At 61.0% G+C, this 16,151-nt stretch carries 24 protein-coding genes; 1 reads left to right on the forward strand and 23 read right to left on the reverse strand.

All coding sequences use genetic code 11. The features are described 5' to 3' along the window. Positions 1-187 precede the first annotated feature (187 nt). The 20 genes from rplO to rpsJ all read right to left on the reverse strand — a co-directional run bounded on the left by rplO (position 188) and on the right by rpsJ (position 10,503). A complete protein-coding gene (gene rplO / locus AC5RV1_RS04960; protein WP_493993773.1) occupies positions 188-679 on the reverse strand; it encodes a 50S ribosomal protein L15 in 492 nt (163 codons plus the stop codon). Further along, positions 680-886 (reverse strand): 50S ribosomal protein L30, encoded by a 207-nt coding sequence (gene rpmD, locus AC5RV1_RS04965; protein ID WP_163161907.1) that lies wholly within the window; start codon positions 884-886, stop codon positions 680-682. Between the two features lie 2 nt (positions 887-888). Beyond that, positions 889-1,611 carry a 30S ribosomal protein S5 gene (gene rpsE, locus AC5RV1_RS04970; protein ID WP_163161905.1) on the reverse strand — a complete coding sequence of 241 codons (723 nt, stop codon included), beginning with the start codon at positions 1,609-1,611 and terminating at the stop codon, positions 889-891. Then, entirely contained in the window at positions 1,608-1,991 is a 384-nt protein-coding gene (rplR, locus tag AC5RV1_RS04975; protein ID WP_163161903.1) for a 50S ribosomal protein L18, read from the reverse strand. Before rplR ends, rpsE begins: the two co-directional genes overlap by 4 nt. Positions 1,992-1,993: 2 nt before the next feature. Beyond that, positions 1,994-2,530 carry a 50S ribosomal protein L6 gene (gene rplF, locus AC5RV1_RS04980; protein ID WP_050054319.1) on the reverse strand — a complete coding sequence of 179 codons (537 nt, stop codon included), beginning with the start codon at positions 2,528-2,530 and terminating at the stop codon, positions 1,994-1,996. An 18-nt stretch (positions 2,531-2,548) separates the two neighbouring features. Next, on the reverse strand, positions 2,549-2,947 hold the full coding sequence (gene rpsH / locus AC5RV1_RS04985) for a 30S ribosomal protein S8 (protein ID WP_050054318.1): 399 nt from the start codon (positions 2,945-2,947) through the stop codon (positions 2,549-2,551). Between the two features lie 94 nt (positions 2,948-3,041). Beyond that, on the reverse strand, positions 3,042-3,623 hold the full coding sequence (gene rplE / locus AC5RV1_RS04990; RefSeq protein ID WP_066277862.1) for a 50S ribosomal protein L5: 582 nt from the start codon (positions 3,621-3,623) through the stop codon (positions 3,042-3,044). After that, on the reverse strand, positions 3,623-3,982 hold the full coding sequence (gene rplX / locus AC5RV1_RS04995) for a 50S ribosomal protein L24 (RefSeq protein ID WP_056626626.1): 360 nt from the start codon (positions 3,980-3,982) through the stop codon (positions 3,623-3,625). The genes rplE and rplX overlap by 1 nt, the downstream gene beginning before the upstream one ends. A gap of 3 nt (positions 3,983-3,985) precedes the next feature. After that, a complete protein-coding gene (rplN, locus tag AC5RV1_RS05000; RefSeq protein ID WP_009358299.1) occupies positions 3,986-4,354 on the reverse strand; it encodes a 50S ribosomal protein L14 in 369 nt (122 codons plus the stop codon). Between the two features lie 790 nt (positions 4,355-5,144). Beyond that, positions 5,145-5,450: a 30S ribosomal protein S17 gene (rpsQ, locus tag AC5RV1_RS05005; RefSeq protein WP_104042537.1), complete on the reverse strand. Its 306-nt coding sequence runs from the start codon at positions 5,448-5,450 to the stop codon at positions 5,145-5,147. After that, on the reverse strand, positions 5,447-5,776 hold the full coding sequence (rpmC, locus tag AC5RV1_RS05010; protein WP_163161897.1) for a 50S ribosomal protein L29: 330 nt from the start codon (positions 5,774-5,776) through the stop codon (positions 5,447-5,449). The genes rpsQ and rpmC overlap by 4 nt, the downstream gene beginning before the upstream one ends. 2 nt (positions 5,777-5,778) lie before the next feature. Next, a complete protein-coding gene (gene rplP / locus AC5RV1_RS05015; RefSeq protein WP_013601829.1) occupies positions 5,779-6,195 on the reverse strand; it encodes a 50S ribosomal protein L16 in 417 nt (138 codons plus the stop codon). After that, positions 6,196-7,029 carry a 30S ribosomal protein S3 gene (rpsC, locus tag AC5RV1_RS05020; protein ID WP_493946794.1) on the reverse strand — a complete coding sequence of 278 codons (834 nt, stop codon included), beginning with the start codon at positions 7,027-7,029 and terminating at the stop codon, positions 6,196-6,198. Further along, positions 7,030-7,395: a 50S ribosomal protein L22 gene (gene rplV, locus AC5RV1_RS05025; protein ID WP_009358304.1), complete on the reverse strand. Its 366-nt coding sequence runs from the start codon at positions 7,393-7,395 to the stop codon at positions 7,030-7,032. Between the two features lie 38 nt (positions 7,396-7,433). Then, positions 7,434-7,715 (reverse strand): 30S ribosomal protein S19, encoded by a 282-nt coding sequence (gene rpsS / locus AC5RV1_RS05030; protein WP_018773666.1) that lies wholly within the window; start codon positions 7,713-7,715, stop codon positions 7,434-7,436. Between the two features lie 12 nt (positions 7,716-7,727). Next, positions 7,728-8,567 carry a 50S ribosomal protein L2 gene (gene rplB / locus AC5RV1_RS05035; protein ID WP_043454598.1) on the reverse strand — a complete coding sequence of 280 codons (840 nt, stop codon included), beginning with the start codon at positions 8,565-8,567 and terminating at the stop codon, positions 7,728-7,730. A gap of 29 nt (positions 8,568-8,596) precedes the next feature. Next, positions 8,597-8,902: a 50S ribosomal protein L23 gene (rplW, locus tag AC5RV1_RS05040; protein WP_011692807.1), complete on the reverse strand. Its 306-nt coding sequence runs from the start codon at positions 8,900-8,902 to the stop codon at positions 8,597-8,599. Next, the gene (gene rplD, locus AC5RV1_RS05045; protein WP_493946795.1) at positions 8,899-9,522 is read right to left on the reverse strand and encodes a 50S ribosomal protein L4; all 624 of its coding nucleotides are present in this window, start codon (positions 9,520-9,522) and stop codon (positions 8,899-8,901) included. Before rplD ends, rplW begins: the two co-directional genes overlap by 4 nt. A 4-nt stretch (positions 9,523-9,526) precedes the next feature. Further along, positions 9,527-10,177, reverse strand: coding sequence for a 50S ribosomal protein L3 (gene rplC, locus AC5RV1_RS05050; protein ID WP_493993774.1), 651 nt, complete (start codon positions 10,175-10,177; stop codon positions 9,527-9,529). Positions 10,178-10,194: 17 nt separating this feature from the next. Further along, positions 10,195-10,503: a 30S ribosomal protein S10 gene (gene rpsJ / locus AC5RV1_RS05055; protein WP_003803825.1), complete on the reverse strand. Its 309-nt coding sequence runs from the start codon at positions 10,501-10,503 to the stop codon at positions 10,195-10,197. Positions 10,504-10,904: 401 nt separating this feature from the next. On the opposite strand from rpsJ, the gene AC5RV1_RS05060 reads away from it, so the two are divergent. Then, positions 10,905-12,341 (forward strand): GH1 family beta-glucosidase, encoded by a 1,437-nt coding sequence (locus AC5RV1_RS05060; RefSeq protein WP_493946796.1) that lies wholly within the window; start codon positions 10,905-10,907, stop codon positions 12,339-12,341. A gap of 10 nt (positions 12,342-12,351) precedes the next feature. On the opposite strand, the gene AC5RV1_RS05065 is transcribed toward AC5RV1_RS05060, so the two are convergent. The 3 genes from AC5RV1_RS05065 to fusA form a co-directional block, all read right to left on the reverse strand. Further along, positions 12,352-12,576, reverse strand: a complete 225-nt coding sequence (locus tag AC5RV1_RS05065; protein WP_163161109.1) for a hypothetical protein — start codon at positions 12,574-12,576, stop codon at positions 12,352-12,354. 3 nt (positions 12,577-12,579) lie between these two features. Beyond that, positions 12,580-13,770 carry an elongation factor Tu gene (tuf, locus tag AC5RV1_RS05070; protein ID WP_163161890.1) on the reverse strand — a complete coding sequence of 397 codons (1,191 nt, stop codon included), beginning with the start codon at positions 13,768-13,770 and terminating at the stop codon, positions 12,580-12,582. Positions 13,771-14,034: 264 nt separating this feature from the next. After that, positions 14,035-16,149, reverse strand: a complete 2,115-nt coding sequence (gene fusA / locus AC5RV1_RS05075; RefSeq protein ID WP_493946797.1) for an elongation factor G — start codon at positions 16,147-16,149, stop codon at positions 14,035-14,037. Positions 16,150-16,151: the final 2 nt, after the last annotated feature.

Raw genomic sequence — 16,151 nt, forward strand, 5'->3', positions numbered from 1 at the left:
GTGATGGGGATCTATAAATCCCAACAACCGAGTCTAACGGTTGGATGCGCCATGCGAACAATCCGGGAAAGCGCGCATGCGGCGGGTGGCGGGAAAAATACGCCCGGTGGATGTGAAAAACTCCCGGTCTCCAGGGCCTTGGCCCCGGAGACCGGGAGTTCAACAACGGGCTTGGCGCCCACCGGCTCTAGAGAGCGGTGGTGCTTCCGCCTGCTGCAGCAATCTTTTCAGCGGCGCTGGCCGAGAATGCGTGGGCGGTGACGTCAACCTTGACGGTGATGTCGCCGGTGCCCAGCACCTTGACGGGCTGGTTCTTGCGAACGGCACCCTTTTCGACCAGGTTCTCCACGGTGACTGCGCCACCTTCCGGGAACAGCTCGTTGAGCTTGTCCAGGTTTACAACCTGGAACTCAACCCGGAACGGGTTCTTGAAGCCGCGCAGCTTCGGCAGGCGCATGTGCAGCGGCAGCTGGCCGCCGGCAAAGCCAGCCTTGACCTGGTAGCGGGCTGCAGTACCCTTGGTGCCACGACCGGCGGTCTTACCCTTGGAGCCTTCACCACGACCAACGCGGGTCTTGGCGGTCTTGGCACCCGGGGCGGGACGCAGGTGGTGAACCTTCAGGGCGTTCTGCTTCTCAGCAGTGGCGCTCTGTGCCTTGTCAGCAGTGTTCTCTGCCATTTACTTCGCCTCCTCTACCTGTACCAGGTGCGGAACCGTGTTGAGCATTCCCACGGTGACGGCATCGGCGGTGCGGACAACGGTGTGTCCGATCCGCTTCAGGCCGAGGGACCGCAGGGTGTCGCGCTGGTTCTGCTTGCCGCCAATGGCGGACTTGATCTGAGTGATCTCCAACTGGACGTCGGAGGGAATCAGGTTCTTAGCCATAACTAGACACCCGCCTTCGAATTCAGGAGAGCCTTCACCAGTGCCGGCGGAGCGATCTCGTCGAGGGGCAGGCCGCGGCGTGCTGCCACTGCTGCCGGCTCTTCGAGGCGCTTCAGGGCATCAACGGTCGCGTGAACGATGTTGATGGCGTTGGAGGAACCGAGCGACTTGGAGAGGATGTCGTGGATGCCCACGCACTCCAGTACTGCACGGACCGGGCCACCGGCGATAACACCGGTACCGGCGGAAGCCGGACGCAGCATTACGACGCCTGCAGCGGCCTCACCCTGGACGCGGTGCGGGATGGTGCTGCCAACGCGGGGAACGCGGAAGAAGGACTTCTTGGCCTCTTCAACGCCCTTCGCGATTGCGGCAGGAACTTCCTTAGCCTTGCCGTAGCCAACGCCGACCATGCCGTTGCCGTCACCGACGACGACCAGGGCGGTGAAGCTGAAGCGACGACCACCCTTGACCACCTTGGAGACGCGGTTGATGGTGACAACGCGCTCTACGAACTGGCTCTTCTCGGCTTCACGGCCGCCGTCGCGGCCGCCACGGCCACCACGGTCGCCGCGGCCCTGGCCACGGTCGCCACGCTCACCGCGACGAGCGCCACCACGGCGGTCATCGGCAGCTGCGGGCGCAGTGGTCTCAGCGGCAGCTACGGCTTCGGTAGCCTTCTGATCTGCAGACACAGTGTCCTTTTCCTTGTTTGCTTCCGTCACAGTGACAGCCCACCTTCACGTGCACCGTCAGCGACGGCGGCAATCCGGCCGTGGTACTTGTTACCACCGCGGTCGAAGACAACAGCTTCGATACCGGCAGCCTTGGCACGCTCTGCGACGAGTTCGCCAACGCGCTTGGCCTTGGCAGTCTTGTCGCCGTCGAATGCACGAAGGTCGGCTTCCAGAGTGGAGGCGCTCGCTACGGTCAGGCCCTTGGTGTCATCGACAACCTGGACGAATACGTGGCGTGCGGAACGGTTGACGACCAGACGAGGACGTACAGCCGTACCGGAGATGCGCTTACGGATACGAAGCTGGCGGCGGCTGCGCTGGGCAGACTTGCTCTTGTTCGTACGCTTCTTGTTAATTGAGATGGCCATGGTTACTTACCAGCCTTTCCGACCTTGCGGCGGATGACTTCGCCGGCGTAACGGATGCCCTTGCCCTTGTAGGGGTCCGGCTTCCGCAGCTTGCGAATGTTGGCAGCAACCTCGCCGACCTGCTGCTTGTTGATACCTGAAACAGAGAGCTTGGTCGGGGTCTCAACTGCAAAGGTGATGCCCTCCGGTGCGGAGACATTGACCGGGTGGCTGAAGCCGAGAGCGAACTCAAGGTCAGATCCCTTGGCCTGAACGCGGTAACCGGTACCGACGATTTCAAGCTTCTTCTCGTAGCCCTTGGTAACGCCCTCGATCATGTTGGAGATCAGGGTGCGGGTCAGGCCGTGGAGTGAACGGGAGGCGCGCTCGTCGTTCGGGCGGGCGACAGTCAGGGTGTCTGCATCCAGGGTGACCTCGATCGGGCTGGCCACAGTGTGGTTCAGCTCGCCCTTGGAACCCTTGACGCTGACGACAGAGCCGTCAACCTTGACCTCAACGCCGGCAGGAACGGTGATGGGGAGACGTCCAATACGTGACATTATTCTCTTCCTTTCCCGTTACCAGACGTAAGCGAGGACTTCGCCGCCCACGCCCTTCTTGCCGGCCTGCTTGTCAGTCAGGAGGCCGGAAGAGGTGGACAGGATTGCGACACCCAGGCCACCCAGCACGTGCGGCAGGTTGGTGGACTTTGCGTAAACGCGCAGTCCCGGCTTGGAAATACGACGAACACCAGCGATTGAACGCTCGCGGTTCGGTCCGAACTTGAGCTCGATGGTCAGCTTCTTGCCAACCTCAGCGTCTTCTTCCTTCCAGCCGGCGATGAAGCCTTCGGCCTTGAGGATGTCAGCAACGCGTGCCTTGAGCTTGCTGTACGGCATGGACACGGAATCGTGGTATGCCGAGTTTGCATTGCGCAGACGCGTAAGCATGTCTGCGACAGGATCTGTCATTGTCATTGTGGGCTCTTGCCCTTCCTCATAACGGTTTCCGCGGTGCTGCTTTCCTGAACGGATTCAGAAGCCGGACCGCCGGACCTTTTACGTAGTTAGATTAGTCTTCGGCCTTGAACGGGAAACCAAGCGCCTTAAGCAGCGCGCGGCCTTCGTCATCGGTCTTGGCAGTGGTGACAACCGTGATGTCCATACCGCGGACGCGGTCGATCTTGTCCTGGTCGATCTCGTGGAACATAACCTGCTCGGTCAGACCGAAGGTGTAGTTGCCGTTACCGTCGAACTGCTTGCCGGAGAGACCACGGAAGTCCCTGATACGGGGCAGTGCGAGGGTGACCAGACGGTCCAGGAATTCCCACATGCGGTCGCCACGCAGGGTAGCGTGTGCACCGATGGGCATGCCTTCGCGCAGCTTGAACTGAGCGATCGACTTACGGGCCTTGGTTACCTGCGGCTTCTGGCCGGTGATCTGGGTGAGGTCGCGGACAGCGCCGTCGATCAGCTTGGAGTCCTTGGCGGCATCTCCAACACCCATGTTCACAACGACCTTCACGAGGCGCGGAACCTGGTTGACGTTTTCGTACTTGAATTCCTCAATGAGCGTGCTCTTGATGGATTCGGCGTACTTGGTCTTCAGACGAGGAACGATCTTCGTTGCCGGAGTCTCGAGAGTCTCAGTCATTAGATGTCCTTCCCTGAGCTCTTGGCCACGCGCACGCGCACTTCACGCTTCACGCCATTGCGCTCAACGGTCTCGGTGCGGAAACCGACGCGGGTGGGCTTCTTGGTGGACGGGTCAACCAGAGCCACGTTGGAGATGTGGATCGAAGCTTCAACAACTTCGATGCCACCGGTCTTGGTGCCGCGCTGCGACTGACCGACCTTGGTGTGCTTGGTTACGCGGTTGATGCCTTCGACCAGCACGCGGTTGGTCTCGGGGAACACGCGCAGGACCTTGCCCTGCTTGCCGCGGTCGCCGCCGCGCTCAGCCTTGGCGCCAGTGATGACCTGAACCAGGTCACCCTTCTTGATCTTAGCCATGGACTAGAGCACCTCCGGAGCCAGAGAAACGATCTTCATGAACTTCTTGTCACGCAGTTCACGACCAACCGGTCCGAAGATACGGGTACCGCGGGGGTCACCGTCGCCCTTCAGGATCACAGCTGCGTTCTCGTCAAACTTGATGTAGGAACCATCCGCACGGCGGCGTTCCTTCTTGGTACGGACGATGACTGCCTTAACAACATCGCCCTTCTTTACGTTGCCGCCGGGAATTGCATCCTTGACGGTGGCGACAATGACGTCACCGATGCCTGCGTAGCGACGGCCGGATCCACCGAGAACGCGAATGGTAAGGATTTCCTTAGCACCCGTGTTGTCGGCGACCTTGAGTCGCGACTCCTGCTGAATCACTATTTACTCCTTGCGTCGCGCCGGTTCTCAGACCGAAAATCTTCCTACGGAATGAGCCTTGCGGAACGGTTGATCGGGGTGTCTCTTGACCTGCCTGGATTTTGCCAGACCAGGCCTAAACGCCCGTGCCAGAAGCAGTTGCTCCCATCCGGTCCAGGAGATCCTGGGCGCAAGGGGGCACTATGCCGTGGCACGCTTGTTTACGAGGTTGATGTCGGCGCACTAAAGGCGCCATACAAACTCAATATCCTAGCACGTTTTCCGCCCATCCCCATATCACCGCCGGCGCTCCCTCGCAAGACGGACGACGGCGTCACACCCGGCAGCCTGTTGTCCCGCCTGACATGCCACTCACGCAGGAAGCCGCCGCACCGCCGTCGTACGCTCCACCACCTCCTGCACCTTTTCAAGCAACGCCCCACCACTTCCCGCAGGCTGCCTGGGACGCTCTCTCACTTGATGTGCCCTTTCGGTTGACGCTCTCTCACTTGATGTGCCCTTTCGGTTGACGCTCTCTCACTTTCCTGAGAGGAGTGAGAGAGCGTCCGTTAAAAACAGGCTTTAAGTGAGAGAGCGTCCGTTAAAAACAGGCTTTAAGTGAGAGAGCGTCGAGGGGGACGACGGCGTCACGCACCGCAGCCTATTGGCCCACCCTGCCACTCCCCCAGACCCGCAACCGCCGTCGTCCCGTCCCTGAAAGCATGCCCAGCGTGACGGGGCGCAGCTGTTGAACGCGGAAGCCCCCGCTCCCAAAGGGAGCAGGGGCTTCCGGATACCGAAGCAGCAGGTGCTACTTGGCCTTCTCGAGGATCTCCACGAGCCGCCAGTTCTTCGTGGCGGACAGCGGACGGGTCTCGGCGATGACAACGAGGTCGCCGATGCCGGCGGTGTTCTCTTCGTCGTGGGCCTTGACCTTGGAGGTACGGCGGATGACCTTGCCGTACAGGGCGTGCTTCACGCGGTCTTCAACCTGGACAACGATGGTCTTTTCCATCTTGTCAGAGACCACGTAGCCGCGACGCGTCTTGCGGTAACCGCGCTGCTCAGCCGTGGCTGCGGTAGCAGTTTCGGTCACGTTCTCGTCCTTTTCACTCACTTGGCATCCTCCTCGGTCTCAACCGTTTCAGCCTTGTCGGCCTTCTTGGTTGCTGCCTTCTTGGACTTCTTTTCTTCCTTGGCTTCCACAACCGGTGCGGCAACCTCGGCACGAATGCCCAGCTCGCGCTCACGGAGAACGGTGTAGATGCGGGCGATGTCCTTCTTTACCGCGCGCAGACGACCGTGGTTCTCCAGCTGTCCGGTGGCGGACTGGAAACGCAGGTTGAACAGCTCTTCCTTGGCCTTGCGGAGTTCTTCAACGAGACGCTCGTTGTCGAAACCGTCCAGCTGTGCGGGAGCCAGATCCTTGGATCCTACTGCCATTTCTATTCACCACCTTCGCGACGCAGAATGCGTGCCTTCAACGGGAGCTTGTGGATTGCCAGGCGCAGGGCCTCGCGTGCTACCGATTCTTCGACGCCGGAGATCTCAAAGAGAACCCGACCCGGCTTGACGTTTGCGACCCACCATTCCGGTGAACCCTTACCGGAACCCATGCGGGTTTCGGCAGGCTTCTTGGTGAGGGGACGGTCCGGGTAGATGTTGATCCAGACCTTACCGCCACGCTTGATGTGGCGGGTCATGGCGATACGGGCGGATTCGATCTGACGGTTGGTGACGTACGCCGGGCTCAGGGCCTGGATGCCGTACTCACCGAAGGAGACCTTGGTGCCGCCCGTAGCAGCGCCGGAACGACCCGGGTGGTGCTGCTTACGGTGCTTGACTCGACGTGGGATAAGCATTTAAGCCTGTCCTCCTTCTGCTGCCGGAGCAGCAGCTTCAGCTGCCGGAGCCTCGGCAGCAGGAGCTGCGTCAGCGGCCGGACGGTCGTTGCGACGGCGGCGGTCACCACGGTCAGCGCCACCCGGGCGGCCGGGACGGTCGCTCGGACCGCGGCCACGGGACGGAGCGGAAGCGGCCTGCTGGGCCAGTTCCTTGGCGGTGATGTCACCCTTGTAGATCCAAACCTTCACACCGATGCGGCCGAAGGTGGTCTTGGCTTCGTAGAAGCCGTAGTCGATGTTCGCGCGGAGGGTGTGCAGGGGCACACGGCCTTCGCGGTAGAACTCCGAGCGGGACATTTCAGCGCCACCCAGTCGACCCGAGCAGGCGATACGGATGCCCTTGGCACCTGCACGCTGTGCGGACTGCATGGCCTTCTTCATCGCGCGGCGGAAAGCCACACGTGAAGTCAGCTGCTCAGCAACGCCCTGGGCAACAAGCTGTGCTTCCATCTCGGGGTTCTTGACCTCGAGGATGTTCAGCTGGACCTGCTTGCCGGTGAGCTTTTCGAGCTCGCCGCGGATGCGGTCTGCTTCTGCTCCACGGCGGCCGATGACGATGCCCGGGCGGGCCGTGTGGATGTCCACGCGGACACGGTCACGGGTGCGCTCGATCTCAACCTTGGCGATGCCGGCGCGCTCCATGCCCGTGGACATGAGCTGGCGGATGCGGATGTCTTCGCGAACGAAGTCCTTGTACCGCTGGCCGGCCTTGGTGCTGTCAGCGAACCAGTGCGATACGTGATCGGTGGTGATGCCGAGTCGGAACCCGTGCGGGTTTACTTTCTGTCCCACTTAGCGAGCCTCCTCTTTCTCCGGGGTAGCGACTACCACGGTGATGTGGCTGGTGCGCTTCTTGATCTGAAATGCGCGACCCTGGGCACGCGGCTGGAACCGCTTCATGGTCGGGCCTTCATCAACAAACGCTTCGCTGATGATGAGGTCGCCTTCGTCAAACGCCACGCCGTCGCGGTCCGCGAGGACCCGGGCGTTGGAGATTGCCGACTGAACTACCTTGAATACCGGCTCTGAAGCTGCCTGTGGGGCAAACTTCAGAATTGCCAGAGCCTCATTCGCTTGCAAACCACGAACAAGGTTGACGACGCGCCGGGCCTTCATAGGCGTTACGCGGATGTGGCGCGCAATTGCCTTGGCTTCCATTGCTTTCCTTCTCTCGTCTTTGACGTAAGTGCAGGCGCCTAGCGGCGCTTGCCCTTACGGTCGTCCTTGACATGGCCGCGGAATGTCCGCGTGGGAGCGAATTCGCCGAGCTTGTGCCCGACCATCGACTCAGTGACAAACACCGGAATGTGCTTGCGTCCGTCGTGTACGGCGATCGTGTGCCCGAGCATGTCGGGGACGATCATCGAACGGCGTGACCAGGTCTTGATGACGTTCTTGGTGCCCTTTTCGTTTTCCCTGGCTACCTTCACAAAGAGGTGCTGGTCAACGAAAGGACCTTTTTTCAGGCTGCGTGGCATGTGTCCAGGCTCCTATCGCTTGTTCTTGCCAGTACGACGGCGACGAACAATAAGCTTGTCGCTCTCTTTGTTGGGGCGGCGGGTGCGGCCTTCCCGCTTACCGTTCGGGTTGACGGGGTTACGTCCACCGGACGTCTTACCCTCGCCACCACCGTGCGGGTGGTCAACCGGGTTCATGGCGACACCACGGACGGTCGGGCGGACGCCCTTCCAGCGCATACGGCCGGCCTTGCCCCAGTTGATGTTCGACTGCTCGGCGTTGCCCACCTCGCCGACGGTTGCGCGGCAGCGCACGTCAACGTTGCGGATTTCACCGGAAGGCAGACGCAGCTGGGCGAAGCGGCCTTCCTTGGCGACGAGCTGGATGGATGCACCAGCGGACCGGCCCATCTTGGCGCCGCCGCCCGGGCGCAGTTCAACTGCGTGGATAACGGTACCCACGGGGATGTTGCGCAGGGGCAGGTTGTTGCCAGGCTTGATGTCAGCGTTGGCACCTGCCTCTACGAAGTCACCCTGGGACAGCTTGTTCGGGGCGATGATGTAACGCTTGGTGCCATCAACGTAGTGCAGGAGGGCGATGCGAGCCGTACGGTTCGGATCGTACTCAATTTCAGCAACGCGGGCGTCAACGCCGTCCTTGTCGTGGCGACGGAAGTCGATCAGACGGTACTGGCGCTTGTGTCCGCCACCCTTGTGACGGGTGGTGATCTTACCGGTATTGTTACGGCCGCCCTTTTTGGGCAGCGGACGTACCAACGACTTTTCCGGCGTCGACCGCGTGATTTCGATGAAGTCCGCTACGCTCGAGCCACGACGGCCCGGGGTAGTCGGCTTGTATTTACGGATTCCCATAATTTATTTCCTCGTTAAAGTGGTCTCCGCTACGCGAGCGGACCGCCGAAGATGTCGATAGTGCCTTCTTTGAGGGTCACAATTGCACGCTTGGTGTTCTTGCGGGTACCCCATCCGAATTTGGTGCGCTTGCGCTTACCGGCACGGTTGATGGTGTTGATCGATTCGACCTTGACGGAGAAGATCTTCTCCACGGCCAGCTTGATCTCGGTCTTGTTCGACCGGGGGTCCACCAGGAAGGTGTACTTGCCCTCGTCGATCAGGCCGTAGCTCTTTTCCGACACGACGGGCGCAAGCACGACGTCGCGGGGATCCTTGATGGTGGCTGCACTCACTTGGCATCCTCCTCATTCTTTGCCACTGCCTTGCCGGCAACGAATGCTTCGTAGGCAGCCTTGGTGAAGACAACGTCATCAGACACGAGAACGTCGTAGGTGTTCAGCTGGTCTGCGTACAGAACGTGAACACCGTCGAGGTTGCGCACGGACAGTGCAGCAACATCGTTGGCGCGCTCGATGACAACCAGCAGGTTCTTGCGGTCGGAAACGCCGCGCAGCGTTGCAAGTGCAGCCTTGGACGACGGCTTGGAGCCCTCAACCAGTTCGGCAACAACGTGGATGCGTCCGTTGCGCGCCCGGTCAGACAGTGCGCCACGCAGTGCAGCAGCAATCATCTTCTTGGGGGTGCGCTGGCTGTAGTCACGCGGAGTGGGACCGTGGACAACGCCACCGCCGGTCATGTGAGGAGCACGGATGGAACCCTGACGGGCGCGGCCGGTGCCCTTCTGCTTGAACGGCTTGCGTCCTGCACCGGAAACTTCAGCGCGGGTCTTGGTCTTGTGGGTACCCTGGCGAGCAGCAGCGAGCTGGGCAACGACAACCTGGTGCAGCAGCGGCACGTTGGTCTGAACGTCGAAGATCTCTGCAGGCAGGTCAACCTGGACAGTGTTAGCCATTGAACTAGGCTCCCTTCACGGCGGTGCGTACGAGTACGACCTGGCCGCGGGCACCGGGAACGGCGCCCTTGATAAGGAGCAGCGACTTCTCGACGTCAACCGCGTGAACCGTGAGGTTCAGCGTGGTGTGACGAACGGCGCCCATGCGGCCGGCCATTTTCATGCCCTTGAAGACGCGGCTCGGGGTGGATGCGCCACCGATTGAACCGGGCTTACGGTGGTTCTTGTGGGCACCGTGGGAAGCTCCAACGCCGTGGAAGCCGTGACGCTTCATAACACCGGCGAAGCCCTTACCCTTGGTGGTGCCGATGACGTCGATCTTCTGGCCGGCTTCGAAGACCTCTACGGAGAGCTCCTGGCCCAGCTCGTACTCAGCAGCATCTGCGGTACGGAGTTCGACGACGTGGCGGCGAGGCGTGACGCCTGCCTTCTCAAAGTGACCAGCCAGCGGCTTGGTAACCTTGCGGGGATCGATCTGGCCGTAGCCGATCTGTACGGCTACGTAGCCATCAGCTTGTGCGTTGCGCAGCTGGGTGATGACGTTCGAATCTGCCTGGACCACAGTGACGGGGATGAGCTTGTTGTTCTCGTCCCAGACCTGGGTCATGCCGAGCTTCGTGCCCAGCAGGCCCTTTACGTTACGGGTTGCGGTCATAGTCTCTCAGCACCTCCCTACAGCTTGATTTCGATGTTCACGTCTGCCGGCAGGTCGAGACGCATAAGCGAGTCAACAGCCTTCGGCGTGGGATCGATGATGTCGATAAGACGCTTGTGCGTGCGCATTTCGAAGTGCTCGCGGCTGTCCTTGTACTTGTGCGGAGAGCGGATGACGCAGTACACGTTCTTCTCCGTCGGCAGCGGCACGGGGCCGACTACCGTTGCGCCTGCGCGCGTGACCGTCTCAACGATCTTCCGTGCTGAAACGTCAATGACCTCGTGGTCGTATGACTTCAGCCGGATGCGGATTTTTTGTCCCGCCATGTCGCCTGACTCTCTTTCAGTCTGTGCTTCCCCTGGTTGGGGCTGCCCTGTTCACTTACTCGTTGTATGGCTGCCGAAGCAATTGAGGTCGTAACCACCATCCGCCGCACAAACTGAATCCGGATGAATCCGGGTTCCTCACCTTGCCGGCGTAACCGACCCCCGCGGTCGGGCGTGTCGCGCTTGGCACGCATACAAATCCGCAATTCCATGGGGAGGGGGTTATGTTTGGTCTTCCACTTGGACCCTGGCACCCGGCATTATCCGGATCGGGACACGAAGAAGCGCTTGAACAACTCATCTAGTATGCCGGAATTTGGCGCCAGAAGCGAATTGGCCCATACCGGGGGCCAGTCCGAGGGATCATTGCCTTCGGCAACACCGGAATGGATGATAGGGGCATGACGCTGGAAAGCACCGAATCCGTGACCGAACTGGCCAGCCGCATGCCGCCGTCGTTCACCCTGGGCGTCGCAGCCGCAGCCTTTCAAATCGAAGGAGCCCTGACCCAGGGCGGCCGGGGCCCGTCCGGGTGGGACGCCTTCGCCGAGAAGCCCGGCAGCATTATGGACGGGCACTCCCCCGCGGTGGCTTGCGACCACTATAACCGCCTGCCGGAGGACATCGCCCTCCTGCAGGAGCTTGGTGTGGACTCCTACCGCTTCTCGTTGTCCTGGCCAAGAATCCAGCCCGAAGGCCAGGGACGACTCAACGCGGAGGGACTGGACTTCTACGACCGGCTGATCGACCAGTTGCTGGCAGCCGGCGTCTCCCCCATGGCCACCCTTTATCACTGGGATACTCCCCTGCCGCTGGAACACCGGGGTGGTTGGATGAACCGTGAAACAGCGGAACGGTTTGGCGAGTATGCCGCCGCCGCCGGCGAACGCTTCGGGGACCGCGTCGCGCAGTGGGTGACACTCAACGAACCGTTGTCGGTGACCCTGAACGGCTACGCCCTGGGCGTCCACGCCCCCGGCCGCACCCTGATGTTCGATGCCCTCCCGGCGATCCACCACCAACTCCTGGCCCACGGTCTCGGCGCACAGGCCCTGCGTGCGGCAGGGGTAAAGGGAGACGTAGGCGTAACCAATCTGCACTCCCCTGTCCGGCCGGCCAGCGGAAAGGTCGGAGACAAGCTGGTGGCGAAGCTGTACGACCTCCTGATGAACAGGATCTACGCCGACCCAGTGCTGCTGGGCCGCTACCCGCACCTGCCCCTGTACGCTAGGCCATGGCTGCGGTCCATCGGCCAGATTTCCGAGGCCGACCTGCAGACCATCCACCAGCCACTGGACTTTTACGGCCTCAACTACTACTTCCCGGTGAAGGTTGCCCTGGGCCGCGGGGTTACGCCTATTCCTGCCAATACGCACAAGGCGGTAGCCAGGCTTCCTTTCCATGAGGTGGGCTACCCGGAGTACAGCAGCACCGGATTCGGCTGGCCTGTAGCTCCTGAGCACCTGGGCATCCTGCTCAAAGAACTCCAGGACCGGTATGGGACTGCACTCCCCCCGGTTTACATCACCGAAGGCGGCGCCAGTTACCCGGAGCCCGACCAAGTGTCCGGGCCCGTCCAGGATGAGGACCGTATGAACTACATCGCCTCGCACCTGCGTGCAGCACTGGACGCCACCTCGCCCGGCGGGATGGCTTCGGCCGTGGACCTGCGCGGCTATTACGTGTGGACCCTAATGGACAATTTCGAATGGGCGGCCGGTTACTCCCAGCGCTTCGGCCTGGTCCACGTGGATTTCGAAACGCTGGAGCGTACGCCTAAGCAGTCCTTCTACTGGTACCAGTCGCTCAGCAAGGCACGCCGGGCCGCGGCAGGCTAGCCCTGCGCCGCTACTGGTTTTTGTTCGCCCGGTTGATCCGCTTGGCGCGATCGATTTCGTGGCGGAAGTGCTTCTTGGCCCAGAAGACACCGGCGACCACGGCGACAACGATGATCAGAAAAATAAGCCATCCCATGATGAACTCCTTTCGGTCCAGCAACAGTATCAGGCAGGAGTTAACCAAAAAGAACAGCCCCGCTGCAGTAGCAGCGGGGCTGTTCTTCAGTTCAAACAAGAATTACTTGTTGATCTTGGTAACGCGTCCTGAACCAACGGTGCGGCCGCCTTCGCGGATTGCGAAGCCGAGGCCCTCTTCCATAGCGATGGGCTGGATGAGCGCAACGGTCATCTCAGTGTTGTCGCCAGGCATAACCATTTCCGTGCCCTCGGGCAGGGTGATAACGCCGGTTACGTCCGTGGTACGGAAGTAGAACTGCGGGCGGTAGTTGGAGTAGAACGGGTTGTGACGTCCGCCTTCGTCCTTGGAGAGGATGTAGACGTTAGCCTCGAAGTCGGTGTGCGGGGTGATGGAACCCGGCTTGACGACAACCTGGCCACGCTCTACGTCATCGCGCTTCAGACCGCGGAGCAGGAGGCCACAGTTCTCGCCGGCCCATGCTTCGTCGAGCTGCTTGTGGAACATCTCGATACCGGTAACCGTGGTCTTCTGGACCGGGCGGATGCCGACGATCTCGACCTCGGAGTTGATGGCGAGGGTTCCACGCTCGGCGCGGCCCGTAACAACGGTGCCACGGCCGGTGATGGTGAAGACGTCCTCGATGGGCATCAGGAACGGCTTGTCACGGTCACGTACGGGGTCCGGAACAGACTCGTCAACAGCAGCCATCAGGTCCTCGACGGACTTGACCCACTCCGGGTCGCCTTCCAGTGCCTTGAGGCCGGAAACGCGGACAACCGGTGCTTCGTCGCCATCGAAGCCCTGCGAGCTGAGGAGCTCACGAACTTCCATTTCAACGAGGTCCAGCAGTTCCTCATCGTCAACCATGTCGGACTTGTTCAGCGCGACCAGCAGGTAGGGAACACCAACCTGGCGGGCGAGCAGAACGTGCTCGCGGGTCTGTGCCATCGGGCCGTCAGTGGCGGCAACCACGAGGATTGCACCGTCCATCTGTGCAGCACCGGTGATCATGTTCTTGATGTAGTCAGCGTGACCGGGGGCGTCTACGTGTGCGTAGTGGCGCTTTTCGGTCTGGTACTCAACGTGGGAGATGTTGATGGTAATGCCGCGCTGACGCTCTTCGGGAGCAGAGTCAATCGACGCGAAGTCACGCTTCTCGTTGAGAGTCGGGTACTTGTCGTACAGCACCTTGGAAATGGCGGCCGTCAACGTCGTCTTACCGTGGTCAACGTGACCAATGGTGCCGATGTTAACGTGCGGCTTAGTCCGCTCGAACTTTGCCTTTGCCACAGGTTCCTCCTAGAACGTTTTCAAATGACATACCCTTCAGCCGCGCTTGTCGCGGCAGAAACTCAGGTAAGTCTACTTGGGGGGCTTTGGATTGGTGAAATTGCAGATTCAGGAACTAATACTAGTCCCTCGAGCCTGTTCGTGCAGATGGCCGGAACCCGGCTTGACCGGACTGCATCCGACCGAAAACCGGCCACCTGCACCAGGCGGGCCTCCGTCAACCGGAAGCACACCCGAGTTAGTTCGCTTCGAAAGTCCGAAAGACTATTCGCCGCGGGTCTTCTGGATGATCTCGTCGGCAACTGCCTTCGGGACCTCGGCGTAGCTGTTGAACGTCATGGAGTACACAGCGCGGCCCTGGGTCTTCGAGCGCAGGTCACCGATGTAGCCGAACATGCCGGACAGCGGAACGTGCGCACGAATGACCTTGACGCCCTGTGCATCTTCCATGGACTGCATCTGGCCGCGGCGGGAGTTGAGGTCACCGATGACTTCACCCATGTATTCCTCAGGGGTGCGGACCTCGACATCCATCAGCGGTTCGAGCAGGACAGGGTTCGCCTTACGTGCAGCTTCCTTGAAAGCCATACGGCCGGCGATCTTGAACGCCATTTCAGACGAGTCAACATCGTGGTACGCGCCATCAATCAGCGTCGCCTTAATGCCGACAACCGGGTAACCTGCCAGGACGCCGTCGTTCAGCGCATCCTGGATACCAGCGTCAACGGACGGAATGTACTCGCGGGGAACGCGGCCACCGGTGACCTTGTTCTCGAACTCGTACAGCTCGCCCTCGGCGGTGTCCAGCGGCTCGATCGCGATCTGAATCTTTGCGAACTGACCCGAACCACCGGTCTGCTTCTTGTGCGTGTAGTCGTGGCGTTCGACGGCGCGCTTGATGGTTTCGCGGTAGGCAACCTGGGGCTTACCAACGTTGGCCTCGACCTTGAATTCGCGGCGCATGCGGTCCACCAGGATGTCCAGGTGAAGCTCGCCCATGCCGGCGATGATGGTCTGGCCGGTGTCTTCGTTGAGGGACACCTGGAAGGTGGGATCCTCAGCGGAGAGCTTCTGGATGGCCGTGGAGAGTTTCTCCTGGTCACCCTTGGTGTTCGGCTCGATGGCAACCGAGATCACGGGCTCCGGGAAGCTCATGGACTCGAGGACGATCTGGTTGGCGGAGTCGCACAGGGTGTCACCCGTGGTGGTGTCCTTCAGACCGATGGCTGCGTAGATGTGGCCTGCGGTAGCGCCGTCAACGGGCATTTCCTTGTTGGCGTGCATCTGGAACAGCTTGCCGATGCGCTCCTTCTTGCCCTTGGTGGAGTTGACCACCTGGGCGCCTGCTTCAACATGACCGGAGTACACGCGGATGAAGGTGAGCTGGCCGAAGAACGGGTGCGCTGCGATCTTGAAGGCAAGAGCCGAGAACGGCTCTTCCGAAGACGGCTTGCGGGTCAGTTCCTTCTCTTCGTCGCGAGGATCGTGACCGATCATCGGCGGGACGTCGAGCGGGTTCGGCAGGTAGTCGACGACAGCATCGAGCATGGGCTGTACGCCACGGTTCTTGAACGCGGAGCCGCAGAAGATCGGGTACAGCTCGGAGTTGATCGTCATCTTGCGGATGCCGGCCTTGAGCTCGTCGATCGAGATCTCTTCGCCCTCAAGGTACTTCTCCATGAGTTCCTCGGAGGACTCTGCAACAGCCTCAACGAGGTGTGCGCGGTACTCCTCGGCCTTTTCCTGGAGGTCAGCCGGGATCTCGCGGACCTCGTACTTCGCACCCATGGTGACGTCACCCTTGGCATCGCCGGGCCACACCAGTGCGCGCATGTAGAGGAGGTCCACGACGCCGATGAAGTCGTTCTCGGCACCGATCGGCAGCTGCATAACGAGCGGCTTTGCGCCCAGGCGGCTGATGATGGTGTCTACCGTGAAGTAGAAGTCAGCGCCCAGCTTGTCCATCTTGTTGACGAAGCAGATACGAGGGACGTTGTACTTATCAGCCTGGCGCCAGACAGTCTCAGACTGCGGCTCAACGCCTTCCTTGCCATCGAAGACGGCGACGGCGCCGTCGAGGACGCGCAGGGAGCGCTCAACCTCAACGGTGAAGTCAACGTGGCCGGGGGTGTCGATGATGTTGATCTGGTTGTTCTCCCAGAAGCAGGTCACGGCGGCAGACGTGATGGTGATGCCGCGTTCCTTTTCCTGTTCCATCCAGTCAGTGGTCGAAGCGCCGTCGTGCGTTTCGCCGATCTTGTGGTTCACACCCGTGTAGAACAGGATGCGCTCGGTTGTGGTGGTCTTGCCGGCATCAATGTGGGCCATGATGCCGATGTTGCGGACCTTACTAAGGTCGGTAAGCACGTCCTGTGCCACGG

The sequence above is a fragment of the Arthrobacter sp. Hb9-2 genome (assembly GCF_059091165.1).